This window comes from Gordonia paraffinivorans, from assembly GCF_900683595.1.
Lineage (GTDB): Bacteria > Actinomycetota > Actinomycetes > Mycobacteriales > Mycobacteriaceae > Gordonia > Gordonia paraffinivorans.
Genome location: NZ_CAACYD010000007.1, coordinates 141950 through 163826 on the forward strand (window position 1 = coordinate 141950; position 21877 = coordinate 163826).

Annotated in this window: 22 protein-coding genes; 12 read left to right on the forward strand and 10 right to left on the reverse strand. The window is 69.4% G+C overall.

Annotated elements, in window-relative coordinates; genetic code table 11:
* Positions 1-86: 86 nt before the first annotated feature.
* The 5 genes from E1P53_RS13660 to E1P53_RS13680 all read left to right on the forward strand — a co-directional run bounded on the left by E1P53_RS13660 (position 87) and on the right by E1P53_RS13680 (position 4686).
* Positions 87-791, forward strand: coding sequence for a TetR/AcrR family transcriptional regulator (locus E1P53_RS13660; protein WP_006901032.1), 705 nt, complete (start codon positions 87-89; stop codon positions 789-791).
* 28 nt (positions 792-819) lie between these two features.
* Positions 820-1467 (forward strand): TetR/AcrR family transcriptional regulator, encoded by a 648-nt coding sequence (locus tag E1P53_RS13665; RefSeq protein ID WP_006901033.1) that lies wholly within the window; start codon positions 820-822, stop codon positions 1465-1467.
* 193 nt (positions 1468-1660) lie between these two features.
* Positions 1661-2875: an acyl-CoA dehydrogenase family protein gene (locus E1P53_RS13670; protein ID WP_006901034.1), complete on the forward strand. Its 1215-nt coding sequence runs from the start codon at positions 1661-1663 to the stop codon at positions 2873-2875.
* Complete coding sequence (locus tag E1P53_RS13675) at positions 2872-3888, forward strand: phosphotransferase family protein (protein WP_006901035.1); 1017 nt, start codon at positions 2872-2874, stop codon at positions 3886-3888. Before E1P53_RS13670 ends, E1P53_RS13675 begins: the two co-directional genes overlap by 4 nt.
* A gap of 54 nt (positions 3889-3942) precedes the next feature.
* Positions 3943-4686: an SDR family NAD(P)-dependent oxidoreductase gene (locus E1P53_RS13680; protein WP_131734647.1), complete on the forward strand. Its 744-nt coding sequence runs from the start codon at positions 3943-3945 to the stop codon at positions 4684-4686.
* Between the two features lie 83 nt (positions 4687-4769).
* Here E1P53_RS13680 and E1P53_RS13685 read toward each other — a convergent pair whose 3' ends face one another.
* A complete protein-coding gene (locus E1P53_RS13685) occupies positions 4770-5477 on the reverse strand; it encodes a histidine phosphatase family protein (RefSeq protein ID WP_131734648.1) in 708 nt (235 codons plus the stop codon).
* Positions 5478-5615: 138 nt separating this feature from the next.
* Between E1P53_RS13685 and E1P53_RS13690 the strand changes: the two genes are divergently transcribed.
* Complete coding sequence (locus tag E1P53_RS13690; protein ID WP_006901038.1) at positions 5616-6029, forward strand: VOC family protein; 414 nt, start codon at positions 5616-5618, stop codon at positions 6027-6029.
* A gap of 19 nt (positions 6030-6048) precedes the next feature.
* On the opposite strand, the gene E1P53_RS13695 is transcribed toward E1P53_RS13690, so the two are convergent.
* On the reverse strand, positions 6049-7110 hold the full coding sequence (locus E1P53_RS13695) for a sigma-70 family RNA polymerase sigma factor (RefSeq protein ID WP_040527037.1): 1062 nt from the start codon (positions 7108-7110) through the stop codon (positions 6049-6051).
* A 673-nt stretch (positions 7111-7783) separates the two neighbouring features.
* On the opposite strand from E1P53_RS13695, the gene E1P53_RS13700 reads away from it, so the two are divergent.
* Entirely contained in the window at positions 7784-8947 is a 1164-nt protein-coding gene (locus E1P53_RS13700; protein WP_040527020.1) for an ROK family transcriptional regulator, read from the forward strand.
* An 88-nt stretch (positions 8948-9035) separates the two neighbouring features.
* Here the strand turns inward: E1P53_RS13700 and E1P53_RS13705 are convergent, their stop codons facing one another.
* Entirely contained in the window at positions 9036-9881 is an 846-nt protein-coding gene (locus tag E1P53_RS13705) for an ABC transporter permease (protein WP_131734649.1), read from the reverse strand.
* Positions 9881-10903 (reverse strand): efflux ABC transporter ATPase subunit, DrrA-related, encoded by a 1023-nt coding sequence (locus tag E1P53_RS13710; RefSeq protein WP_006901042.1) that lies wholly within the window; start codon positions 10901-10903, stop codon positions 9881-9883. Before E1P53_RS13710 ends, E1P53_RS13705 begins: the two co-directional genes overlap by 1 nt.
* A 258-nt stretch (positions 10904-11161) precedes the next feature.
* Between E1P53_RS13710 and E1P53_RS13715 the strand changes: the two genes are divergently transcribed.
* From E1P53_RS13715 to E1P53_RS13730, 4 genes are read left to right on the forward strand one after another with little or no spacing between them, the layout of a single operon-like run.
* Positions 11162-11563: a TOBE domain-containing protein gene (locus tag E1P53_RS13715; protein WP_006901043.1), complete on the forward strand. Its 402-nt coding sequence runs from the start codon at positions 11162-11164 to the stop codon at positions 11561-11563.
* A complete protein-coding gene (modA, locus tag E1P53_RS13720) occupies positions 11560-12300 on the forward strand; it encodes a molybdate ABC transporter substrate-binding protein (RefSeq protein WP_131734650.1) in 741 nt (246 codons plus the stop codon). Before E1P53_RS13715 ends, modA begins: the two co-directional genes overlap by 4 nt.
* Positions 12297-13121 carry an ABC transporter permease gene (locus tag E1P53_RS13725; protein ID WP_131734651.1) on the forward strand — a complete coding sequence of 275 codons (825 nt, stop codon included), beginning with the start codon at positions 12297-12299 and terminating at the stop codon, positions 13119-13121. The genes modA and E1P53_RS13725 overlap by 4 nt, the downstream gene beginning before the upstream one ends.
* On the forward strand, positions 13118-14209 hold the full coding sequence (locus tag E1P53_RS13730) for a sulfate/molybdate ABC transporter ATP-binding protein (RefSeq protein WP_131734652.1): 1092 nt from the start codon (positions 13118-13120) through the stop codon (positions 14207-14209). The genes E1P53_RS13725 and E1P53_RS13730 overlap by 4 nt, the downstream gene beginning before the upstream one ends.
* 114 nt (positions 14210-14323) lie before the next feature.
* Here the strand turns inward: E1P53_RS13730 and E1P53_RS13735 are convergent, their stop codons facing one another.
* A complete protein-coding gene (locus E1P53_RS13735; RefSeq protein ID WP_131734653.1) occupies positions 14324-15280 on the reverse strand; it encodes an adenylate/guanylate cyclase domain-containing protein in 957 nt (318 codons plus the stop codon).
* A gap of 154 nt (positions 15281-15434) precedes the next feature.
* On the opposite strand from E1P53_RS13735, the gene E1P53_RS13740 reads away from it, so the two are divergent.
* Entirely contained in the window at positions 15435-16781 is a 1347-nt protein-coding gene (locus E1P53_RS13740; protein ID WP_006901048.1) for an FAD-dependent oxidoreductase, read from the forward strand.
* 105 nt (positions 16782-16886) lie between these two features.
* Here E1P53_RS13740 and E1P53_RS13745 read toward each other — a convergent pair whose 3' ends face one another.
* The 5 genes from E1P53_RS13745 to E1P53_RS13765 all read right to left on the reverse strand — a co-directional run bounded on the left by E1P53_RS13745 (position 16887) and on the right by E1P53_RS13765 (position 21875).
* On the reverse strand, positions 16887-17936 hold the full coding sequence (locus tag E1P53_RS13745) for an NAD(P)-dependent alcohol dehydrogenase (protein WP_006901049.1): 1050 nt from the start codon (positions 17934-17936) through the stop codon (positions 16887-16889).
* Between the two features lie 156 nt (positions 17937-18092).
* Positions 18093-19145 (reverse strand): MBL fold metallo-hydrolase, encoded by a 1053-nt coding sequence (locus E1P53_RS13750; protein WP_131734654.1) that lies wholly within the window; start codon positions 19143-19145, stop codon positions 18093-18095.
* Between the two features lie 11 nt (positions 19146-19156).
* Positions 19157-19492: an EthD domain-containing protein gene (locus E1P53_RS13755; RefSeq protein ID WP_006901051.1), complete on the reverse strand. Its 336-nt coding sequence runs from the start codon at positions 19490-19492 to the stop codon at positions 19157-19159.
* Positions 19493-19516: 24 nt separating this feature from the next.
* Complete coding sequence (locus E1P53_RS13760) at positions 19517-21016, reverse strand: class I adenylate-forming enzyme family protein (protein ID WP_131734655.1); 1500 nt, start codon at positions 21014-21016, stop codon at positions 19517-19519.
* Positions 21017-21065: 49 nt separating this feature from the next.
* The gene (locus tag E1P53_RS13765) at positions 21066-21875 is read right to left on the reverse strand and encodes an SDR family NAD(P)-dependent oxidoreductase (RefSeq protein WP_006901053.1); all 810 of its coding nucleotides are present in this window, start codon (positions 21873-21875) and stop codon (positions 21066-21068) included.
* Positions 21876-21877: the final 2 nt, after the last annotated feature.

Consider the following 21877-nt stretch of genomic DNA (forward strand, 5'->3'; position numbering starts at 1 on the left):
CGAACACCCCTCCTGCTCGAATTCAGGAAACGTATGTTTCCCGTTTTATGACACACCCAACCGACCGGGGTGTCAAGATTGGAACCATGGGACGAGGACCTTCGACCCCGCAGGGCCAGGCCGATGCTGCCGCGTCCGAGGCGTCGGGATCGCTGCGTGCGTACGGCGGCGAGGGCGGGGACACCCGGGTCGCCCGCCGCCGCGCGGCCTTGCTCGACGCGGCACTGGATCTGCTCGGCGCCGACGACGCCGAGGCCGTCACCGTTCGCGGTGTCTGCCGGCGCGCGGGCCTGACCGCCCGCTACTTCTACGAGAGCTTCGAGTCGGTGGACCAGCTCGTGGAGACCGTCTACGACCAGGTCATCGAGGAGATCGCCGCATCCGGACTCGCCGCCTTCTCCGAGGGGGCGACGATGCGCCAGAAGGTTGCCGGCGCGGTCGCGGTGATCGTCGACCTCATCGACGAGGATCGTCGAAAGGGTCGGCTCCTGTTCTCCCAGGCGCTGCTCAGCCCGGTGATCGCCGCCAAGCGCATGGAGTCGACCGCGCTGTTCGCCGGCCTCACGCGGCAGAGTGCGTCGAGCCTCGTCGACGTCAACGTCGGCCCCGGACGTGCTGCCGCTGTGGCCCATTACCAGGTCGGCGGGCTCAGCCGGTTGCTGGCGGCGTGGCTCGAAGGCGACGTCGACCTCGCCAAGCCGGAAGTCGTCGATCTGGCCGTCGCGCTTCTCGTGTCGCCGGCCGACATCTTGGAGTCGGCTCCAGTCGACGGCACCGCCGATGCCGGATAGGTCTGCGGCAAGAGGATATGTTTGTCCCATGAGCAGCGGAACCGGCGAAACAGACGTCCGACCCGCGAAGCAGCCTCTTGGATCCTGGCGTGACTACGGTGAGCCCGAGCTCCCGGTCCCGCTCGCCGCGGCCCTCGAGGCCTTCGCTGAACAGGGCTACCACGGCACGTCGGTCAGGGAGATCGCCGCGCGGGCCAACCTGTCCGTGCCCGGTCTGTACCACCACTACCCGTCGAAGCAGTCCTTGTTGCAGGGTCTGCTGGAGCGGACGATGACCGATCTCCTCGCCCGTTCGGAGGCGGCCATCCGCGAGGCCGGCCCGGAGCCGGTCAAGCAGTTCGACGCGGTGGTCGAGTCCTTGCTCCGATTCCACATGTACCGCCGTGAGCAGGCGTTCGTGGGTTCCACCGAGATCCGCAGTCTCGACGACGATTACCGTCCGAAGTACATCGGGCATCGCGATCGCCAGCAGCGGATGGTCGACGAGATCGTGTTCGCCGGCGTCGAGGCGGGCGACTTCACCACGCCGTATCCGAAGGACGCCGCGCGTGCGGTGGCCACGATGTGCGTGGGGGTCTCGACGTGGTTCAAGCTCGACGGTCTCCTCGGCCCTGACGAGTTGATCCAGCGGAATCTCCAGCTCGCCCGGGCCCTGGTCGGGTACCGACCCAGATAGTGCGGTCGGGTACCGACCCAGATAGTGCGGTCGGGTACCGACCCAGATAGTGCGGTCGGGTACCGACGGGACAGCACGGAATTGCGCTTCCCGGTCTTGACCGGGGTGGCATCGCCTGGCAATGTATGGCATGCCGAACGATCGCTCGGTCGGCGACGGGGACTTCCCCGCCGGTTCAGTCAGAGGAGTCACGATGCCGATAGACCTGCGCCACGACCCCGAGGTGGTCGAGCTGGTCGAGAAGACCGAACGTTTCATCCGCGACTACGTGTTGCCCATCGAAGAGGCCCACAACGGTGACATCACCGCGGCCGGTGGCGACGACCTGCGTCGTGAGATGAACGCAAAGGCCAAGGCGGAGGGCATCTTCGCGCCACACGCCCCGGTCGAGTTCGGCGGGCTCGGACTCAACATGACCGACCGCGCAGCGGTTTTCGAAGCCGCGGGCTACTCGACGTTCGGCCCGGTCGCCCTGCACATCGGCGCGCCGGACGAGGGTAACGTGCACATGCTCGACCACATCGCGAGCGAGGAGCAGCGGCAGAAGTTCCTCGCCCCGCTCGCCTCCGGCGAGGTGCGCTCGGCCTTCGCGATGACCGAGCCGGCGCCGGGCGCGGGCGCGGACCCCGATGCGTTGAACACCCAGGCCGTCCGCGTCGACGGCGGCTGGAAGATCAACGGCACCAAGCACTTCATCACCGGCGCCGAGGGCGCGGCCTTCTTCATCATCATGGCCCGAACCGCCGGCTCGCCTGGTGATCGTGGCGGCGCCACCATGTTCCTGGCGAACGCCGACACCCCTGGCATCACCGTCGGCCGGCACATCAACACCATCGACAAGGCCATGATCGGCGGCCACTGCGAGGTCACGTTCGAGGACGTCTTCGTCCCCGACGAGGACATCCTCGGCGAGGTCGACCAGGGCTACCGATACGCACAGGTCCGTCTGGGGCCGGCCCGTATGACGCACGTCATGCGCTGGCTCGGCGCGGCCAAGCGCTGCCACGACGTCGCCCTCGACTATGTCTCCCGCCGTGAGGGATTCGGCGGCAAGCTCGGCGACCTCGGCATGATCCAGCAGATGGTGGCCGACAACGAGATCGACCTGGCCGCCTCCCGGCAACTGCTGCTCAAGGCATGCCACGAGCTGGACCTGGGCAACCATGCCTCCAACGAGACCTCGATCGCCAAGACCTTTGCCGCCGAGGCATACTCGCGGATCGCCGATCGCAGCATGCAGATGTGCGGCGGCCTCGGCGTGTCCGCCGACCTGCCGATCGCCCGTCTGGCGCAGGAGCTGCGTCCGTTCCGGATCTACGACGGCCCCTCCGAGGTGCACCGCTGGGCGATCGCGCGTCGCGCCATCGGCCGGGCGAAGAAGGCGCAAGCCGCGGCGGAGGCGAAGTGACCTCCATCGAGAACGCGCTCGACGCAGCGCGCCTGGAAGAACTGTTGCGCCGCAACGGGGTCGAGCCCGCCGGTGAACTCGACATCAACCTCATCAGCGGCGGAAAGTCCAACCTGACCTACACCGTCACCGACGGCGTGAACAGGTGGGTGGCCCGTCGGCCCCCGACCGGCGGCCTCACCCCGTCGGCGCACGACATGGGCCGGGAGTGGGCGGTCACCAGCGCTCTGCAGTCCACGTCGGTGCCGGTGGCCACGACAGTGGCCTTCGACGAGGACGGCTCGATCATCGGGGCTCCCTGTACCGTGGTGGAATTCGTCGACGGACGGGTGGTGCGGACCGAAGAGGATCTCGCCGCCTACTCCGACGCGGAGGTCGCGGCGAACATCGACGGCCTGGTCCGGACGCTCGCCGATCTCCACGCCGTGGACTACAAGGCCGTCGGCCTCGGCGAGTTCGGCCGTCCCGCCGGGTTCGCCGCCCGCCAGGTGAAACTGTGGGCGCGGCAGTGGGGTCATGTGAAGACGCGCGACCTCCCCGACGTCGAGCGTCTCGTCGAGAAGCTGTCCGAGCGCGTGCCGCAGGAAGCGCGGGAATCGGTGGTGCACGGCGACTTCCGCATCGACAACACCATCGTCGACGCGAACGACCCGGGCCGGATCGCCGCGGTCGTCGACTGGGAGATGTCGACGCTGGGCGATCCGATCACGGATGTCGCGCTGATGTGCGTGTACCGAACCGGCGCGTTCGACCGAGTCCTGGGTTTCTCGGCGGCCTGGACCAGCGACCGCTATCCGTCCGTGGACGAGATCGCCCAGAAGTACGCGACCGCAACGGGTTCCGATCTCGGCGACTGGGACTTCTACCTGGGGTTGGCCAACCTCAAGCTCGGTGTGATCGCCGAGGGGATCACCTATCGCGCGCTCTCCGGCGCGTCCTCGGGCGACGGGGCCGAGAACGCGGCGGAAGCGACCGCGGTCTTCATCGCCGAAGGCCTGCGGCTCGTCGGCTGAGACCCGGTCGTCGCTGGGTTCAGGGATCACGTACAACCCACGGGGGACACACGAATGAGTGAACAGACCAACCGGTCCGCGCTGGTGACCGGGGCCTCGCGCGGCATCGGCGCGGCGATCGCCGAACGCCTCGCCGCCGACGGCTGGGACCTGACCATCAGCGCGCGCGGTCGGGAAGCCTTGGAGGCCAAGGCTGCCGAACTCCGTGAGCTGGGCGCGGGCCGAGTCGAGGTGGTGCCGGCGGACATGACCGACACCGACGCCGTCACCGCCCTCGGCGCCGCGCACGGCGAGGCCTTCGGTAGGTGCGATGCGCTGGTCATCAACGCCGGCATGGGGTCCAAGGGCGCGGTCGCCGAGATGCCGGTCAAGCGCTTCGACCGGCTCTACCAGGTCAACGTGCGTGCGCCGTACATTCTGTTGCAGTCGGTGCTGCCGACGCTGCGGTCCACGGCCGCGGGGCACGGTGCCGCGAAAGTCATTGCGGTGGCGTCGATCACGGGCGTGTACCCGGAGCCGGAGCTGTCCGCGTACGGTGCGACGAAGGCTGCGCTGATCTCCCTCTGCGAGACGTTCAACCTCGAGGAGTCGGAGAACGGCGTGAGCGCGACGACGATCGCGCCGGGATACGTGGCCACCGACATGACCGACTGGCTCAAGGACCGCATCCCGAAGGAGGAGATGATCACCGCCGCCGACGTCGCCGTCGTGGCGCACTCGGTTACCCAGTTGTCGCGGTATGCGGTGCTGCCGAACGTCGTCCTGACCCGCCCGGGGACGAATCTGCATCGGGCGTAGCCGAACCCGCGTCTGAACGACGAAGGTCCACTGCCCTCGGCGGGCAGTGGACCTTTGTCGTCTCGGTCGGAGTTCCGGTTCGGTCAGCGGAAGGTGGCGACGCCCCCGGAGCGGTCGGAGAGGTGACCGTGCTCGTTGAACGACACCACCGACACACCCTGGCGGCCCACGATGAGTTTGGTGATCGACGCGTTGACCATCGTGCGGGCCATCGCCGGCCACTGCTCGTCGGGGATGCCCCACAACTGGGCGATCCACTGGGTGATGGTCCCCGCCGACGACACGATGAGCACGGTCTGGCCCGATCCGGCACGCTCGACGGCGCGCTTGGCCGCGTCGTGGACACGTGCCTGGAACTGCGGATAGCTCTCCGCGGGGCCGCCGTCGGGCCCGGGGTCGGGCTCGTGGTCACCGGCGGCGATCCACGCCGCCAGTCCCTTGTCCAGTTGCTGCTGGTAATTGCGTCCGTCCCGGAACATCTCGGGGGACGCATGACCGACCAGCGCGGGCAGCGAGTATTCGTTCCATCCGGTGTCGATGCGGGCCTCCGGCCGCGCGTCGAAGGCCCCCAGGACCCCGCGCAGGGTCTGGCTCTGACGGGCGAGGTCGCCGCTGACCGCGTCGGTGAAACCCTCGATCTGGCCGGCGAGGAACGACCCGGAGATCGCGGCCTGCGTGTCGCCTGTCGCGGTGAGCCCGCCGGGGCCGTTGCGGAGGTCCGCGGAGTCGTCGGAAACCCCATACGCCAACGCATTTGCCTGACCGTGCCGCACTAGATAGATGACGCCCATACCTGCACAGTATTCGACGCCGATGAGTTCGTCCGACCGGGATGGTCTGTATGGGGGAGACCGCGTTCCACCGGACGGAGTCGCCGCGTGATGCGTCCGGCGGTCCGGGGAGGCAGCCCGAGGAGATGGAGACCGCCAGTGGCATCGATGATGTTCGTCAATCTGCCCGTTGCCGACGTCCGACGATCCCGAGACTTCTTCCGCAGGCTCGGCTTCCGGTTCGACGAGATGTTCTGCGACCACTCGACCGCGTGCATGGTGGTCAACGATCGCGCGATGGTGGTCCTGATGGATCGACGGCGGTTCGCGGGTCTGGCGGTGGCGGGTCCGCTGGAGGGGCCGGGGCTGCGGGAGTCGGTCGTGACGTTCGCCGTGGACGAGCGGGCGCAGGTCGACCGCATCGCGGACGCCGCGATGGCGGACGGCACGCCGCTACGGGAGACCGAGGACCTCGGCTTTCTGTACGCACGCAGCTTCTGCGATCCCGACGGTCACGCGTGGGAGGTCGTCTGGATGGACCCCGCCCAGATCCCCCGGACCACCGATCGCTGACCGGTGGCGGAGGCGGGCGTCAGTGCCAGGGTGCGGGTGTGGTGCGCGCCGGGGCGTCGTACGGGGTCGCGGGCAGACCGAACCGGGCGAAGTCCTCCTCCATCGTCCGGCTGAAGAACGCGACCGTGTGCCGTACCTTCCGCGCCGCCGGATCGATGTCGAGGACCTGGAGCTGGAACGGGCGGTGGACGCCATCGGGCTCGCGCATGTAGAGACCGAAGGCGGGCTGCCCGTTGGCGACGGTCGGCAGCATGATCTGGTCGCCGGCCTTCTCGGCCGGGCAGTTGCGCTTGATGAGGGTGCCGATGGCGTCGGGACCCTGGTACCAACCGGTGAACGGTGGCATCTCCCAGATCGCCTTGTCGGTGAACATCGCGGCGATCGCGTCGACGTCGTAGCGTTCGAACGCCGACACGTAGCGCGCGAGCAGCTCGCGCTTGGCGTCGTCGTCGAGGACGGATGGGTCGGAGCGCGCCGCGTCGGCCTGCGGACGCGCGCGCTCGAGCTGCGCACGGGCCCGCTGGAGGAGGCTGTTGACGGTCGCGGTGGTGACCCCGATCGTCTCGGCGACCTCGGCGGCGCGCCACTGCAGGACGTCGCGGAGGATCAGGACCGCGCGCTGACGCTCGGGCAGATGCTGCAACGCCGCGATGAAGGCGAGGCGGATCGATTCGCGGGCGCCGACCACGAAGGCGGGATCGGCATCGGGGGCAGGTGCGATCTCGTCGACGGTCCCGGCGAAGGGTTCCAGCCACGGCACCTCGTGGTTCTGCAGGAGGTCGTCGGTGGGATCGAAGGCGTCGCCGCCGAGCCCCGAGGGCAGCGGCCGGCGCTGCGAGCTCTGCAACGCGGTCAGGCAGGTGTTGGTCGCGATCTTGTGCAGCCAGGTGCGGACCGATGCCCGGTGGTCGAACTTGTCGTAGGCCTTCCACGCCCGCAGGAACGTCTCCTGGGTCAGGTCCTCGGCGTCGTGATGCGAGCCGGTCATCCGGTAGCAGTGCGCCACGATCTCGCGGCGGTAGGGCTCGGCGGCGGCAAGGAAGTCCGAGTCGGAGATCGGCCCGTCCGCTGTTGTGGTCATGGTCACAATCTACCGCCGCCCACTGACACAATCGACCGCGAAGGAGCAATGCGCCCTTGGTCCGTTTTCGGCGTCGCCGCAGGTCGGATAGACGCTGGACGGGATGTTGAAATCAGGCTGAGCGCAAATGGTGCGAACTGCCTGATCCCGCCCTAGATTCGCCGGTGCACGCGTGTGCCCGCGCCGCCCCGGTCCTGTATGACCTGGGGGAACGGGCTTGCCGCGACGGGGTCGGCGTTGCTAGCTTGATGCGCATGTCGAGCACGGACCGCAAGCTGCCGGAGGTCACCTACGTGACCACCGCTCTGGGCTGCCGTCTGCCGCTTGCTCGCGTTCTCTGTTGTTGTCGTCGAATGCGCTGAGCCGACGCCTCGTCCACGGGGTGTCGCTCCAGATCTGGTGATTCGAGCATTCCCACCCCTTCCCGCCGTCTTCCGCGCGGGGCAATTCGACGAGGACGATCATGACCGCCACGCTTTCCGACATCTCTGCCCGTAACCTGCGTACTGCACCGACGCCGCTCACGCGTCGGCCGGCGACACGTCCGGTCCGTCGTGGACCGCAGGTGAATCGCCCGAACGCGCCGTTGTCGGCCGTACCCGCGCCGGTTCCGCCGAGCCGTGTCCCCGGCGCGACGGCCGACCGGCGCGGACTCGGAAAGGGGGACCCGCGGGTGCACGTCGCGACGCCGCACCTGGAGCTGTCGACCAAGCCGGCGGCGCTCGTCCTGCGCGCCGCCCGCCTGGCCGGCCCCCTGTTCCGCGATGACGCCGCCGAGCGCACGGGACTCTCCATCTCCACGGTGAACCGCCAGGTCAGCGCCCTGCTGAAGGCCGGTCTCATCCGGGAGCGCGCAGACCTCGCCCCGTCGGGCGCCATCGGCCGGCCGCGCCTGCCGTTCGAGGTCAACCTCGCCGACTTCCTCACCCTGGGCATCCACATCGGCTACAAGGTCACCTCGATCACCACCCACGACCTGCTGCACCGCGTCGTCGGCGCGATCCAGATCCCGACCCCGGTCGCCGAGAACCCCGAGCAGACCCTCGCCGCCATCGGCGTCAGCGCCCGCCGCTTCGCCGAGCGTTGGACCGGCAAGCGTGTCCTCTGGGTCGGCGTCGCGATCGGCGGCCGGGTCGCCGAGGGGGGCCTCGTCGACCATCCGCGGCTCGGCTGGGAGTCCGCACCGGTCGGTCGGGTGATCGCCGAGGCGGTGGGTCTGCCGGTGTCGGTGGCGTCGCACGTCGAGGCGATGGCCGCCGCCGAGCTGGTCCTCAACCCCGACGACGAGCAGTCGAGCTTCTTGTACTTCTACGCCCGCGAGATGCTGGGCATCGCCTTCAGCGTCGGCGGCACCGTCCACACCCCGACCGCGGGCCCGCCCGTGATCGGGCACTTCCCGACCGGCCCGACCACCCTGCTCGACCCCGAGAAGACGGGGCGTCTCGAGCCTGCGGTGAGCGACACCGGGGTCGTCGAAGCGGCTCGCGCACTGGGACTCTCGGTCGAGGACGTGGAGGGCATCCACGCTCTGGCCCGCTCCGGGGACGCGACTGCCCGCGCCCTCCTCGAGGAGCGCGCCCAGGTGCTCGGCCGTACCGTCGGACTCATCGCCGACATCTTCAACCCCGACCACATCATCCTCGGCGGCCAGGCGTTCACCGACTACCCGGCGACCCTGCCGACCGTGGCGCGTGCAGTGCGCGAGACCTCGATCGCGACGAAGCGCGATGTGCGCGTGTCACATTCGGGTGCCACCGTGCAGCAGCAGGCGGCCGGCGCTGTCTCCCTCGACGCAATCTACAGCGACCCGCTGCAGGCGATCACGCTGACCGCCTGAGCGGGCCGCCGCCCCTCGCACACAACCGCCGGCGAGGCGCGGGGAGACCCACCCGCGCCCGGCGGGTGTCCCCGGACGCGCGAGTGCCTCAGTCCACGGTGCGCTTGTTGTAGGCGCGAATCGCGAACGGCGCGAAGATCAGCGTCAGGGCGACCGCCCAGATGAGGGTCGAGATCACCGGATGCTGAAGCGGCAGTGCGGCATCGGAGCCGAATGCGGGGCCATTGCCCCACAGCACGCGCATCGCCTGCACGAGTGAGGACATCGGGTTCCACTCGGCGATGGTCCGCAGCCACGTCGGCATCGGCGCGGTCGGGACGAAGGCGTTCGACAGGAACGTGATCGGGAACAGCGTCGAGAACATGAAGCCGTTCACGGCCTCGACGGTGCGCAACCAGGACCCGACGAGGATGCCGAACCAGATCATCGCGAACCCGAACAGCAACAGCAGGGCGAAGGCGAGCACCGCCTCGGCGAACGACCCGCGGATGCGCCAGCCGATCGCGAGACCGGTCACCGCCATCACCACGATGCCGATGCTGCTGTGCAGCAGGCTCGCGATGCTGCGTCCGATCAGCACCGACGACCGCTGGATGGGCAACGCGCGGAAGCGGTCGATGATCCCCTTCTCCAGGTCGGCGGTGATGCCCGAGGCGACGATGAACGCGGTGAAGACGATCGTCTGTCCCATGATGCCGGGGAGCAGGAACTCCTTGTAGGACCCGCTGTCGGTCTGGATCGACGCACCGAAGACGTACGCGAACAGCAGCACGAACATGATCGGCTGGATCGTGACGTCGGAGAGCATCTCCGGCATCCGCTTGGTGTGGATCATGTTGCGCTTCACCATGATCCACGACTGCTGCCAGAGCGTCGTGGGATGGGTGCGCGGGGTGTCGTCGACCACCGCGTCGGTCTGGGCAGTGGCGGTCATCAGGACTTCTCCTCGTCGGTGTCGTCGGTGGTGGTGTCGTCGGTGGCGCGGTGTCCGGTCAGGGACAGGAACACGTCGTCGAGGCTCGGGCGGGCGAGGCCGAAGTCGTCGACCGAGATCCCGCTCTCCTCGAACCAGGCGGCCACGCGGGGGAGGTCGCCCAGGCCGCCGGTCGCGGCGGTGAGGCGTCGTGCGGGGACGTCGACGAACACCTCGGTGCCGTTCTTGCGTAGCAGCGCCTCGGCCGCCGGGAGGTCCTCGGCGTGCGAGACGGTCAGCACGAGGCTGGCCGCGCCCGCCTGCTCCTTGAGTTGTAGCGGGGTGCCGTGGGCGATGATCCTGCCCTTGTCGATGACGACGATGTCGTCGGCGAGCTGATCTGCCTCTTCCAGGTACTGCGTGGTCAGCAGCAGTGTGGTGCCGCCGGCGACGAGGTCGCGCAGGACATCCCACAGTTCGGTGCGGCTGCGCGGGTCGAGGCCGGTGGTCGGCTCGTCGAGGAACAGCACCGGCGGGGCCGCGATCAGGCTGACGGCGAGGTCGAGGCGTCGGCGCATGCCGCCGGAGTAGGACTTGACCTGCTTGTCTCCCGCGTCGGTGAGCGAGAACTGTTCGAGCAGCTGCTCGGAACGCCTCGCGAGCGCCTTGCGGCCGATGCCGTACAACCCGCCGATCATCCGGAGGTTCTCGCGACCGGTGAGGATCTCGTCGACCGTGGCGGCCTGGCCCGTGAGGCCCATGTTCTGCCGGACCAGCCCGGGCTGCTCGCGGACGTCGTATCCGGCGATGCGGGCGGTGCCGCTGGTCGGCGGGGACAGCGTCGTCATCATGCGGACGGTGGTCGTCTTACCGGCACCGTTGGGTCCGAGCAGGCCGAGCACAGTGCCCCGCGGCACGGTGAAGCTGACACCGTCGACGGCGGTGAAATCGCCGAAGCGCTTGACCAGGTCGATGGCCTCGATCGCGACATCGGTGGTCGCGACATCGCCGGGTACGGCGGTGGGGGCTGTGACTGAGTTCATAACTCTCCACGGTATCGATGGGTTCTGACAGGGGCGAACGATTTTCGGTGGTCAGGGCGGTGTCGGCGGTCGCGTGCCCACGGGAAGGCAGACTGTCTTTCCTACCGGAACTCATCGCTCCCGCGAGGGGAATTCCGGCGGCCGGTGTCCACGTCACGCCAGAACGTCGAGTCCGCTCGAAGTCGACCACCTGCGTATGATCCGCAGTTGCGGGTCCACAATGCGCGACGATCCGCAGATGCGGATATGATTCCGCGAGTGAGTGCGATACGCATCAGGGACGCGGCGACGCTGCTCGGCGTCAGCGACGACACTGTCCGACGCTGGATCGCCTCCGGCGTCCTCGAGCAGTCCGACGAGGGGCCGGTGGCGACCGTGGACGGCGCCCGGCTCGCCGAGCTGGCGCGCGAGCGCGCGGCCGCCCCCGACGACGGCGCGCCGGTCGCGCGGTCGGCCCGCAACCGTTTCACCGGTCTGGTCACCGAGGTGATCGTCGACGGCGTCATGGCGCAGGTGACGCTGCAATGCGGCCCGTTCGAGGTGACGTCCCTGATGAGTGCGCAGTCGGCCCGGGAGCTCGAGCTCGAGCCCGGATCGGTGGCGACGGCCATCGTGAAGTCGACCAACGTCATCGTCGAGACGACGCGGGAGAAGCGGTGAGGCGGCACGCGTTCGCAGCGGTGGCCGCCATGGTGCTCGGCGCGGGGTGCGCGGCCGGCTCGACGGGCTCCGGCCCGGTCCTCGACGTCTCGGCCGCGGCGTCGTTGAAAGGGGCCTTCACCGCGATCGCCGAGGAGTTCGAGAAGCGGCACGAGGGTGTCGCCGTCCGCCTCTCGTTCGACGGCTCGTCGACCCTGGCCACCCAGATCGAGCAGGGAGCGCCTGCCGACGTCTTCGCCAGTGCAGACGAGAAGAACATGGCGAAACTCGGCGGGCTGGCGGTCGACCCGGGGACCTTCGCCACCAACACGCTCGTGATCGTGACGGCGCCGGGGAATCCGAAGGGCATCGATTCATTCGCCGATCTGAACAAGCCGGGCGTCACGACGGTGGTCTGCCAGTCCGCGCAGCCCTGCGGGGCGGCGACGGACGTGGTCGAGAAGAACACCGGCATCACCGTCGCCGCGGCGTCGGAGGAGCAGTCGGTGGGAGCGGTGCTGACCAAGGTGACCACCGGGCAGGCCGATGCCGGGGTCGTGTACGTGACCGACGCGGCGGCAGCAGGGGACAAGGTGTCGACGGTGACCGATCCCGTCTTCGCCGGGGTCGTCAACGCCTATCCCATCGCGACGCTGAAGGACGCGCCGGATGCGGGGCTGGGCAGCGAATTCGTCGCCCTGGTCCTCGGGCCGGACGGGCAGCGCATTCTCCGGGACGCCGGGTTCGGGTCGCCGTGACCGCCCTCGGAACGGGTCTCGACCGTCGTGGTGCGACGGGGCTGCCGGCCTGGGCATATGCGATCGCGGCCGTCGGGGTGGCGTTGATCGTGGTCCCGCCGCTGGCGCTGCTGTTCCGGACGCCGTGGGGGACGTTCGTCGACCAGGTCACCTCGTCGTCTTCCCTTGACGCGCTGCGACTCTCGCTGACGACGGCGGCGACGAGCACGGTGCTGTGCCTGGTGCTCGGTGTGCCGATGGCGGTCATCTTCGCGCGGCACGACGGCGTGGTCGTGCGGGTGCTGCGGGCACTGGTGTTGCTCCCGCTGGTGCTGCCGCCGGTGGTCGGCGGCCTGGCACTGCTCTACACGTTCGGGCGCCTGGGCATCATCGGCGGACGCCTGCACGACGCGGGCATCGACGTCGCTTTCACGACCACCGCCGTCGTTCTCGCACAGACCTTCGTGGCGCTGCCCTTCCTGGTGATCAGCGTCGAAGGGGCGGTGCGCGTGATCGGCACGCGCTATGAGGAGGTGGCGGCCACACTCGGCGCAGGGCCGAGCAGGACGCTGTGGAAGGTGACGCTGCCGCTGGTCGCCCCGTCACTTGTCGCCGGACTGGTGCTCTCCTTCGCCCGTGCGCTCGGAGAGTTCGGTGCGACGATCACCTTCGCCGGCAACGCCCCGGGCGTCACCCAGACCGCGCCGCTCGCGATCTATGTGGCGGCCGTCGACGATCCGCAGGCCGCGGTTCCGTTGTCGCTCATCCTCGTCGTCATCTCGCTCGTCGTCGTGGTGGGCGTGCACAGTCGCCGGCGCCGCGGTGAGGCGGGTGCGATGTGAGTGCAGACCTCGACGTCGTCATCGAACAGGCGGTGCCGCCGTTGCGCATCGAGCACCGATTCGGCGCAGGGCGGACGACGGCCGTCGTCGGACCGAACGGCGCCGGGAAGTCGACGATGCTGCGCGTCATCGCGGGGCTCGTCCGCGGGGACGAGCCGACCCGGATCACGTTGGGTGACCAGGTGTTCCGCGACCGCGGCGTATTCGTTCCGCCGCACCGGCGGGGCGTCGTCCAGCTGCTGCAGGACGCGCGGCTGTTCCCGCACCTCACCGTCGCTGACAACGTGGCCTTCGCGCCGGCCGCACAGGGGCTGTCCCGGGCGCAGGTGCGCGAACGGGTGTCACGTTGGCTGGAGGCCGCCGAGGTCGCGGACCTCGCCGACCGACGGCCGGGCGAGCTGTCCGGTGGCCAGGCGCAGCGCGTGGCGATCGCGCGGGCGATGGCCGCCCAGCCGCGGATTCTGCTGTTGGACGAGCCGTTTCGGGCACTCGATGTCGACGTCGCCAGTCGCCTGCGGGCGTTGATGAGGGAGCTGCTGGCCGACCACGGTCGCACGACGATCATGGTGACGCACGATCCGGTGGACGCACTCGGCCTCGCCGAGGACATCGTCGTGCTGGATCGGGGGCGAATCGTCGAATCGGGGTCCACACGTGAGGTGTTGACCAACCCGGGGTCGCGGTTCACGGCGTCGCTCGCGGGCCTCAACCTCTTCGTCGGGACCCTCGTGGACGCGAATTGCGTCGTCGACCATCGCGGGAATCGGGTCGTCGGAACCGTGGCCGATGACGCACCCGGCGGCGGAATCCCCGACGGGGAGACCGCGGCCGCGACGTTCTCGCCCCGCGCTGTCGCCGTGTACCTCCACGAGCCGCACGGAAGTCCGCGGACGATGCTGCGGGCGACGGTGCGCGACGTGGTACCGCGCGGCGATCACGCGGTGGTGCACACCGACGTGGGTGGACAGATGGTCGCCGCCGAGGTGACCTGGGCGGCGGTGGCCGACCTCGCGCTCGTGCCGGGCCTCGGGGTGGTGCTCGTCATCAAGGCGAGCGAGGTGCGGGTGAGTGCGGTGGCCCGACGGTGACCGGTCAGCAGCCGGCGAGGAAGGCCCGGGGTCGGACCCAGGAGTGAACTCCCAGACGTCGTTTTGTGACTGCGACCTCGATCGAGATCGCGGCACCGAAGTGACGTCTGCCGGTCACTCGGCCAGCGGGCCTCGCTTGTGTGGTTCGAGGACCCGCGCTTTCAGGTACTTGTACCCCCGAACTCGAAGTGTGGGAATCGATTTGAGGTAGAAGCGGTCATCGGCCCCGATCTCCTCGGCGATCGAGTCGTCGACCAGGGTGGAGCCGGGGCGCGCGGAGCTGGTGAGCCGCGAGGCGATGTTGACCGGTTCGCCGAAGACGTCGCCGAACCGTTGGAGGACCGGCCCCCGGGCGAGCCCGACCCGGAGCGGGGGCAACCTGTCGCCGTCGGACAGTTCGTGGATCCGGATGGCGGCCTCCGCGGCGGCGTGCGCGTCCTCGAAGGTGAACATCACCGCGTCGCCCAGCGTCTTGATGACCCGGCCGCCGTGGTCGACGACGACGCTGAACGTCTCGTCCTCGAAGGACCCGAGGAGCTCTTCGAGGTCGTGCAGGTCGATGCGCCGCGACAGGCTCGTGTATCCGACGATGTCGGCGAAACCGACGACCAGGTCGACCTCCTCCTCGGCCGCGTGCTCCCGGTGGCGTTCGAGCGCGATCGCGATGTGGCGACGCCAGATCAACTGCTGGACCTGGCCGAGCGCGGCGCACATCTGCTCGACGGTCCACGGGAACTCGGGATCGGCGGTGATGTCACGGAGTTGGTCGGCCTCCCAGTCGGCCAGATGCGACATCGTCTGGCCGATCGCCCGCGCCATCGCGATCTTGGTGGACTCGGGCATCGACTCCGAGGACGCGGCGAACATCCGCAGGGCGGCCAGGTCGTTCTCGGAGGCGACCTTGTCGTCGGTCGATCGCCGGGCGAAACCGAACGCATTCCAGGCCTTCTCGGCGAAGTTGGGGTCGATCTCGAGCCGGGCGATCAGTTCGTCGCGGGTGTATCGGGGTGCGTTCGCGTCCTGAGTGGGCCGCCGGTCGTCCTCGGCGGACGACTGTGGGTCTTCCGACATGTGGTCCAGTCTCCCGCACGCCCGTGGTGGATGTGGTGGTTCAGGGGTCGTGGGCGGTGTTGCGCGGATGCGCGGTGCCGATCCGGCGCCCGCTGTTGTTGACATCACAACCCGGGGCGCATAATCATAAACTGATATCAGTTCAGGAAATGGGATGGAGGTTGGCGTGACCGACAATCGATACGACCTGCTCATCATCGGAGCCGGCATGGCAGGTTGCACCGTCGGTGTGCGCGCGGCCGAGGCCGGACTCCGGGTCTGCACGGTCGAGGTCTCTGCCGACATCGGCGGATCGGCGCGTCACGCCGGATACGTGTGGTCGATGCCGAGCCACGAGGCCATGGACAAGCACAATCCGGGCGGCGACGACGACTTGCGGCGTCACCTCGTGGACAACTTCCCCGGCGCCGTCGAGTGGCTGCGAGAGTTCGGTGCGGACGTCGGCGAGCGTCAACCGATCCTGCCCTACGGCGCGGGATACCGTTTCGACACCAACCACTACCTCGAACTGTGCCGGAAGAAGCTGAGCGAGAACGACAACGAACTCCTGCTCAATACCGAGACGCAGCATCTCGTCGTGGAGGACGGCGAGGTCGTCGGTGCCGTGGTGTCCTCGGCGGACGGCGCGACCCGCGAGATCCGTGCGGCGTTCACCGTCATCGCCACCGGCGGCTTCCAGGCCGACCCGGAGCTGCGCGCGCGTCATCTGCATCCCGCCGCCCGGGACATCGAACTGCGGTCGAATCCCAACAGCGCAGGCGGCGGGCACCGGCTCGCGCGCGAGGTGGGTGCGGCCTTCGGCAAGGAGAACGCGGGCTTCTACGGACACCTCATCCCCAGCGGGATCACCCTGGGTGAGGACGACTTCGTCGAGTTGGCCCTCTACTACAGCGAGCACTGCCTGCTGTTCAACCTGGAGAACAAGCGCTTCGTCGACGAGACCCTCGGCGATCACCTGAACACCATCGAGCTCCTCGAACAGCCGGAGGCACGCGGGCTGTTGGTCGCCGATGCCCGGGTGTACCGGGATTGGATGACCGCACCGTACGTCGAAGGCGCCGTCGCCCCGGACAAGTTCGGGATCACCGCCAAGCGCGGTGGACGTGTGGGCATGGCGGAATCGCTGGAGGAGTTCGAGTACCTCCCGGAGGAATGGGGCTACGACGGAAAGGCCATCGCAGCCGCGATCGCCGAGTACAACGAGGCGATCCGCGAGGGCAAGGCCTCGCCGGGGCACACCCTCGATCCGCTGCCGCTCGACGAACCGCCCTACTACATCATCGAGACGGTCCCCGCGGTCACGTTCCCCTTCTACGGAATCCTCATCGACACGCAAGCACGCGTCCTGGACGAGTCGGGCCGGCCGATCCCGGGCCTGCTCGCGGCGGGGTCGGACACCGGTGGCCTCTGGTACCGCGCCTACGGAGGTGGCCTGGGCACGGCACTGACCTTCGGGCTCACCGCCGCCGACACCGCGGCCGCAGCACTGTCGGTGCGATGAACCGACAGGCCTGACGACGACAAGAGCGCCCGACCGACCGGTCGGGCGCTCTCTTCGTCTGTGCGGAAGCCGTTGGAGCGGTCGCGTGCGCGGCGCGAACGGCGGTCAGCGCCTCGGCAGCACGACGGCCCGGCCCGGCAGCTCGCCGCGACGCAACCGCTCGTAGGCCGAGGGCGCCTCGGACAGGTCGAATGTCACGGTCTCGGCGGTGAGATGGCCGGCCGCGGCCAGTGCCACGACCTCGGCGAGGTCGGCGCGGGTGCCCCAGAACGGGGCGCGGACCTGCCAACCGGAGGCCAGGCCGAGGTCCTTGCCCACGGTCAGGCGTCCGCCGGCCGTGCCGACGATCACCAGGCGGCCACCCGGGCCGAGGACGGTGGAGGCAGACTCGACCGTCGCGGGCGCTCCGGCGAAGTCGAGGACGATGTCGGCGCCGCCGTGGGCCCGGATGTCGGATGCCGCCTCGTCGACCGACGTGTACGCGGCATCGGCGGACAGCGAGACCGCCAGCGTGCGGGCCTGCTCGCGGTTGTCGACCGCGAAAACGGTACCCACGCCCATCGCGCGCAGGATCTGGATGGCCATGTGCCCCAGGCCGCCGACGCCGATGACCAGGGCGACCGTCGCGGAGTCGATCAGGTCGGAGTTCGAGGAGATGGCGTGATAGGCGGTCAGTCCCGCGTCCGCGAGCGGCGCCGCGACCGTCGGGTCGAGACCGGCGGTCGGGACCAGCACATCGGCCGACGGAACCAGCAGGCGCTCGGCCAACCCGCCCGGGTGGCCCAGGCCGTTCCCGATCCTCGGGTTGCGGCCACCGGGTTCGCGCGCCAGTGCGAGACAGTAGTTCTCACGACCCCGGGCGCAGTTTCGGCACGTCCCGCAGGACCAGATCCCGTGCACCACGACGGTCTTGCCGATCCAGGAGGCATCCGCGTCCGGGCCTGCGGCGCTGACCGTGCCGGCCACCTCGTGGCCCAAGGTCAGGGGCAGCGGGTAGTCGAAGACCCCGGAGGGGGTGTCCATGACGTGCAGGTCCGACAGGCACAGCCCCGCCGCGTCCACGTCGATGACGAGTTCGCCGCCTGTCGGTTCGGGGTCGGGGATCTCCCGCACCTCCGGGGCGCGACCCCAGTCGATCAGTTGTACGGCCAGCATGGGTCAACTCCTGTTCTCTTCCGGGCGCGGGCGCCGTCGGCCGAGCCGGACCGAACGGTATCGCGGACCGGGCCCGGATTGCGACGGCGGCGCTCGTCGAATCGGTTGTGGCGAAACGCAGATGACCGCGTGGTCACGACGTGCGTGACCACGCGGTCATCTGCGAAAGAGATCCACGCCGTCGACGGTGTGGGCCGTGAGGCGGCCGTCGGTGACGAGGACGTCGAGATGCGCCATCGTCTCGCAGACGGCGATCAGCTGATTGAAGGTGTCGAGCGTGGAGAAGGGCCGGTCGTGGCGGGTCCAGAGAAGCCGCTCGGCGACGCGATGGCCGGACAGCGGTCCGCCCTCCTCGCCGATCACCGTGAGGATCTCGTCGAACCGTCTGCCGTGGTGATCCAGAAGTGCCCGCGCCCGCTCCCGGACCGAACCGCCGACGTTGCCGTGTGCCGGCGCGATCGTGCGCGGGGTGGGGTCGTCGGCCACGAGCTCGAGCGAGGCCAGGAACTTGGCGAGAGGCAGATCCCAGGTGCCGAGCTCGAAGCCGATCGACGGCGTGATGGTGGGCAGGATGTGGTCGCCGGTGAACGACAGGCCGGTGTCGTGATCATGGAACACGATGTGGCCCTTTGTGTGCCCCGGAGTGTCCACCGCCTCGACATGCCGCCCGGCAAGAGGGAGCGGACCGGCGTGCAGCCAGGTGTCGGGGTCCTCCCAGTCGGTGGCGTCGAAGGGTTCGTCGACGGTGACGCGGTAGACCTCGTCGGCGAGTTCGTGGGCGCCGGAGCGGCGGGCCTGGATGAGGGACTCCTCCGGCACGTTGCAGTTGATGCGGCGGATCTCGGACAGTCCGTGGGCCTCGCCGGCACCCAGGTGGATCGCGCATCCGTACCGGCGCCGCAGCTCCACGGCGAACGTGTAGTGATCGCGGTGGATGTGCGTGACGAAGACGTCGGTGATCTCCTCCGGACGTCTTCCGATCGACGAGAGGGCGGTGGCCATCGCCGCGTGCGTGTCCGGACGGTGCCATCCGCCGTCGATCAGTGCGATGCCCGAATCCGTTTCGAGGACATAAACGTTCACCGCCCGCAAACCGTCCTGGGGCAGCTCGAGCGGGATGCGGAACACCCCGTCGGCGACGGGGTGGCATCCCGGCTCGAGCCAGGCCGAGCGGTTCGCGGGCGCGGGGTCCACGGTCGAGTCGTTCACCGCAGGGGGTTTCACGGCGTGGGCACGGTCAGCGGCACCATCGTCTTCTCATCGCCGTACCAGATCATCCGGCGCCCGCGCATCGAGCCGACGTGTTCGACCGCCTTCTGCCACTCCGGGCTCCGCAGCGCGGCCTCGAGCGCCTCACGCGACTCGAAACTCAGGACGGACAATCCGTCCCAGCCTGCCGACTTCTCGTCGAAGCTGTCCACGATCTCGGTGTGCTGCCAGCGCAGGAGGCCGGGAAGCGGGTAGGTGACCTCGGCGTGCGGGCCACGCCACCACTCGATGAACTGCTCGTGGGTCCAGTCGCTCGGTCGGGAGGCGAGCACCATCAGATTGAACATGTCGTTTCCTCGTGTCGTTGGTTCTCAGGCGTTTTCGCGTACACGGCCGGCAAGGCGGCTGGCCAGCGAGATGGCATCCGGCCGGGACAGCTTGCCGACGCGGTTCTGGGGCAGGTCCTCGACCGAGAAGACGTATTCCGGCCATTTGAACTTGGGGAATCCCGCCTGGTCGAGCTGGGACGTGATCGACTCGAGCGTGACCTCTGCGTCGCCCGCGACGACGAGGGCCGCGGCGCGCTCGCCGAGCAGGTCGTCGGGGACGGGCACGACGCACACCTGGACCACTCCGGGCAGCCCGGCGATCGCGCTCTCGACCTCGTTGATGTCGATGTTGCGTCCGCCGCGGATGATGATCTGCTTCTGGCGGCCCATGACCTGGATGAATCCGTCCTCGCCGACCTCGACGAGGTCGCCGGTCGGCAGGAACCCGTCCTCGGTCAGCTCCGGGGGCTGGGGGACGCCGCCGCGGGCATAGCCCACGAACAGCGACGGGCCTCGCACCTGGGCGTCGCCGATCTCCCCGGGCGGGAGCGGGGCCCCGGCGGCGTCGACGGCGCGGACGACGGTGCCGGGGAACGGCTTTCCGTCACGGCCGAGTCGCAGTTCCGGCGGGTCGGTCAGCGCGGGGCTGGTGTGGCCGAGGCACTCCGACATCCCGAAGACGCGCAGGAACGTGGTGCCGAGGGTCTCTTCGGCCTCGCCGAGGGCGCGGGCGTTCATCGGACCGCCGCCGACCGTCATGGCGCGCAGCGACGGCAGCTTCTTCTCCGCGCCGTCGGCGATGGAGAGCTGGAGCGCCATGGTGGGGACGAGCATGGTCCACGCGACCTCGTGGTCGCGCATCGCCGCCAGGGCGGCCGGCGGCGACCACCGTTCGATGCAGACCATGCGGCCGCCGAGGTAGGCGGGCAGGTAGAGGCCGAAGCAGAAGGCGGCCACCGAGGACAGCGGGACGAACGCGCCCACCGCCTCACCCTGCCGGAGTCCGACGATGTCGATGGTCGACTGGGCCGCGTAGCGGATCGACTCCTCGGACTGCACGACGCACTTGGGGCGACCGGTGGAGCCGGAGGTCATGGCGATCGCCGCGCCGCCGGCCCAGCGGTCGATCGGGCGGAAGGAGTCCGTGGCGAGGACGGTGCGCTCCCCGTCGAGCAGGCGGTGGCCGAACCGGCCGTCGGTGGCGCCCCAGTGGTCGAGGACCTCGTCGGAGGCGATGACCACGTCGGGTGCGATGTCCTCGATGGCGAGGTCGAACTCGGATGCGGTCGCATGCGGGCTCAGCACCGCGACGACGCCGCCCCGCAGGCCGGTGGCGAGCGCGCCGGCCAGTGTCAGCCAGGTGTTGTCGGCCTGGACGATCACCGTGGGCGCGGCATCGCTGTGGGCGGCGATGGCGTCGGCGAGACGACGGGCCGTCGACACGACGGTGTCGAGGTCGTGCTCACCGTACTGATCGACGACGGCGATCGCGTCGGGCGTGCGCGCCGCGCGATCGAGCAACTCGGTTGCCAGTTTTCTCATTTCGCATCACTCCGGGACGTTACGACTTGGTGGGGGTGACGTGCTCCGCTCATCGCGCGGTCCAGCCCCCGTCGACGACGAGCGCCTGACCGGTGACATAGGACGACGCGTCGGAGGCGAGGAACAGCACGGCGCCGTCGACCTCGCCCTCGCGACCGCCTCGTCCGAGCATGGTGTTGCGCCGGACCCATCCGGCCGACTTCTCGTTGGTGAAGAGTCCGTCGGTCATCTCGGTGTCGAACCAACCGGGGACCACGGCGTTCACGCGGATGCCGCGCCGGCCCCACTGGCCGGCGAGTTCGCGGGTCATCCCGAGGGTCCCGGCCTTCGAGGCGGCGTAGGAGGCGCCGCCGATCGGGGCGGTCGAGACCAGGCCGATGACCGACGCGATGTTGATGATCGACGCGTTGACCGGGTCGGTCTCGTCGGCGCTCTCGGTCAGGCGGGTGACGAGGTAGGTGGACAGGTGGAATCCGGCCAGCAGGTTCAGGTCGAGGATGCGGGTGAAACCCTCGTGGGTCTCCTGCTCGGCGTGCGGCGGGCCCGCCATCCCGGCGTTGTTCACCAGGACGTCGACGCGGCCCGTCTTCTCGAAGGCGTCGTCGACGAGAGCCCGACGATCGGCGTCGTCGGTCACGTCGCAGCGGAACGGGACCACACCGGGGTACTTGTCCGCGAGTTCCTGCAGGCGATCGAGTCGGCGGGCGGCCGCGTACACCGTGGCCCCCGCACTCGCGAGGGTCGCCGCGAAGCCCAGTCCGAGACCGGACGATGCGCCGGTCACGATCGCGGTCTTGCCGGAGAGTCCGAAGAGGGCGGCCGGGGAACCGGCCGGCTGCTCGAAGGTGTCGACTGTCATGG

Bases quoted from the DNA above. Each gene is read 5' to 3' on its own strand.
- E1P53_RS13670 (WP_006901034.1), top strand. From the start codon at position 1,661: ATGCCGATAGACCTGCGCCACGACCCCGAGGTGGTCGAGCTGGTCGAG.
- E1P53_RS13740 (WP_006901048.1), top strand. From the start codon at position 15,435: ATGGAGGTTGGCGTGACCGACAATCGATACGACCTGCTCATCATCGGA.
- E1P53_RS13745 (WP_006901049.1), bottom strand. From the start codon at position 17,936: ATGCTGGCCGTACAACTGATCGACTGGGGTCGCGCCCCGGAGGTGCGG.
- E1P53_RS13710 (WP_006901042.1), bottom strand. From the start codon at position 10,903: ATGAACTCAGTCACAGCCCCCACCGCCGTACCCGGCGATGTCGCGACC.
- E1P53_RS13760 (WP_131734655.1), bottom strand. From the start codon at position 21,016: ATGAGAAAACTGGCAACCGAGTTGCTCGATCGCGCGGCGCGCACGCCC.
- E1P53_RS13660 (WP_006901032.1), top strand. From the start codon at position 87: ATGGGACGAGGACCTTCGACCCCGCAGGGCCAGGCCGATGCTGCCGCG.
- E1P53_RS13765 (WP_006901053.1), bottom strand. From the start codon at position 21,875: ATGACAGTCGACACCTTCGAGCAGCCGGCCGGTTCCCCGGCCGCCCTC.
- E1P53_RS13685 (WP_131734648.1), bottom strand. From the start codon at position 5,477: ATGGGCGTCATCTATCTAGTGCGGCACGGTCAGGCAAATGCGTTGGCG.
- E1P53_RS13680 (WP_131734647.1), top strand. From the start codon at position 3,943: ATGAGTGAACAGACCAACCGGTCCGCGCTGGTGACCGGGGCCTCGCGC.
- E1P53_RS13695 (WP_040527037.1), bottom strand. From the start codon at position 7,110: ATGACCACAACAGCGGACGGGCCGATCTCCGACTCGGACTTCCTTGCC.
- E1P53_RS13705 (WP_131734649.1), bottom strand. From the start codon at position 9,881: ATGACCGCCACTGCCCAGACCGACGCGGTGGTCGACGACACCCCGCGC.
- E1P53_RS13755 (WP_006901051.1), bottom strand. From the start codon at position 19,492: ATGTTCAATCTGATGGTGCTCGCCTCCCGACCGAGCGACTGGACCCAC.
- E1P53_RS13735 (WP_131734653.1), bottom strand. From the start codon at position 15,280: ATGTCGGAAGACCCACAGTCGTCCGCCGAGGACGACCGGCGGCCCACT.
- E1P53_RS13665 (WP_006901033.1), top strand. From the start codon at position 820: ATGAGCAGCGGAACCGGCGAAACAGACGTCCGACCCGCGAAGCAGCCT.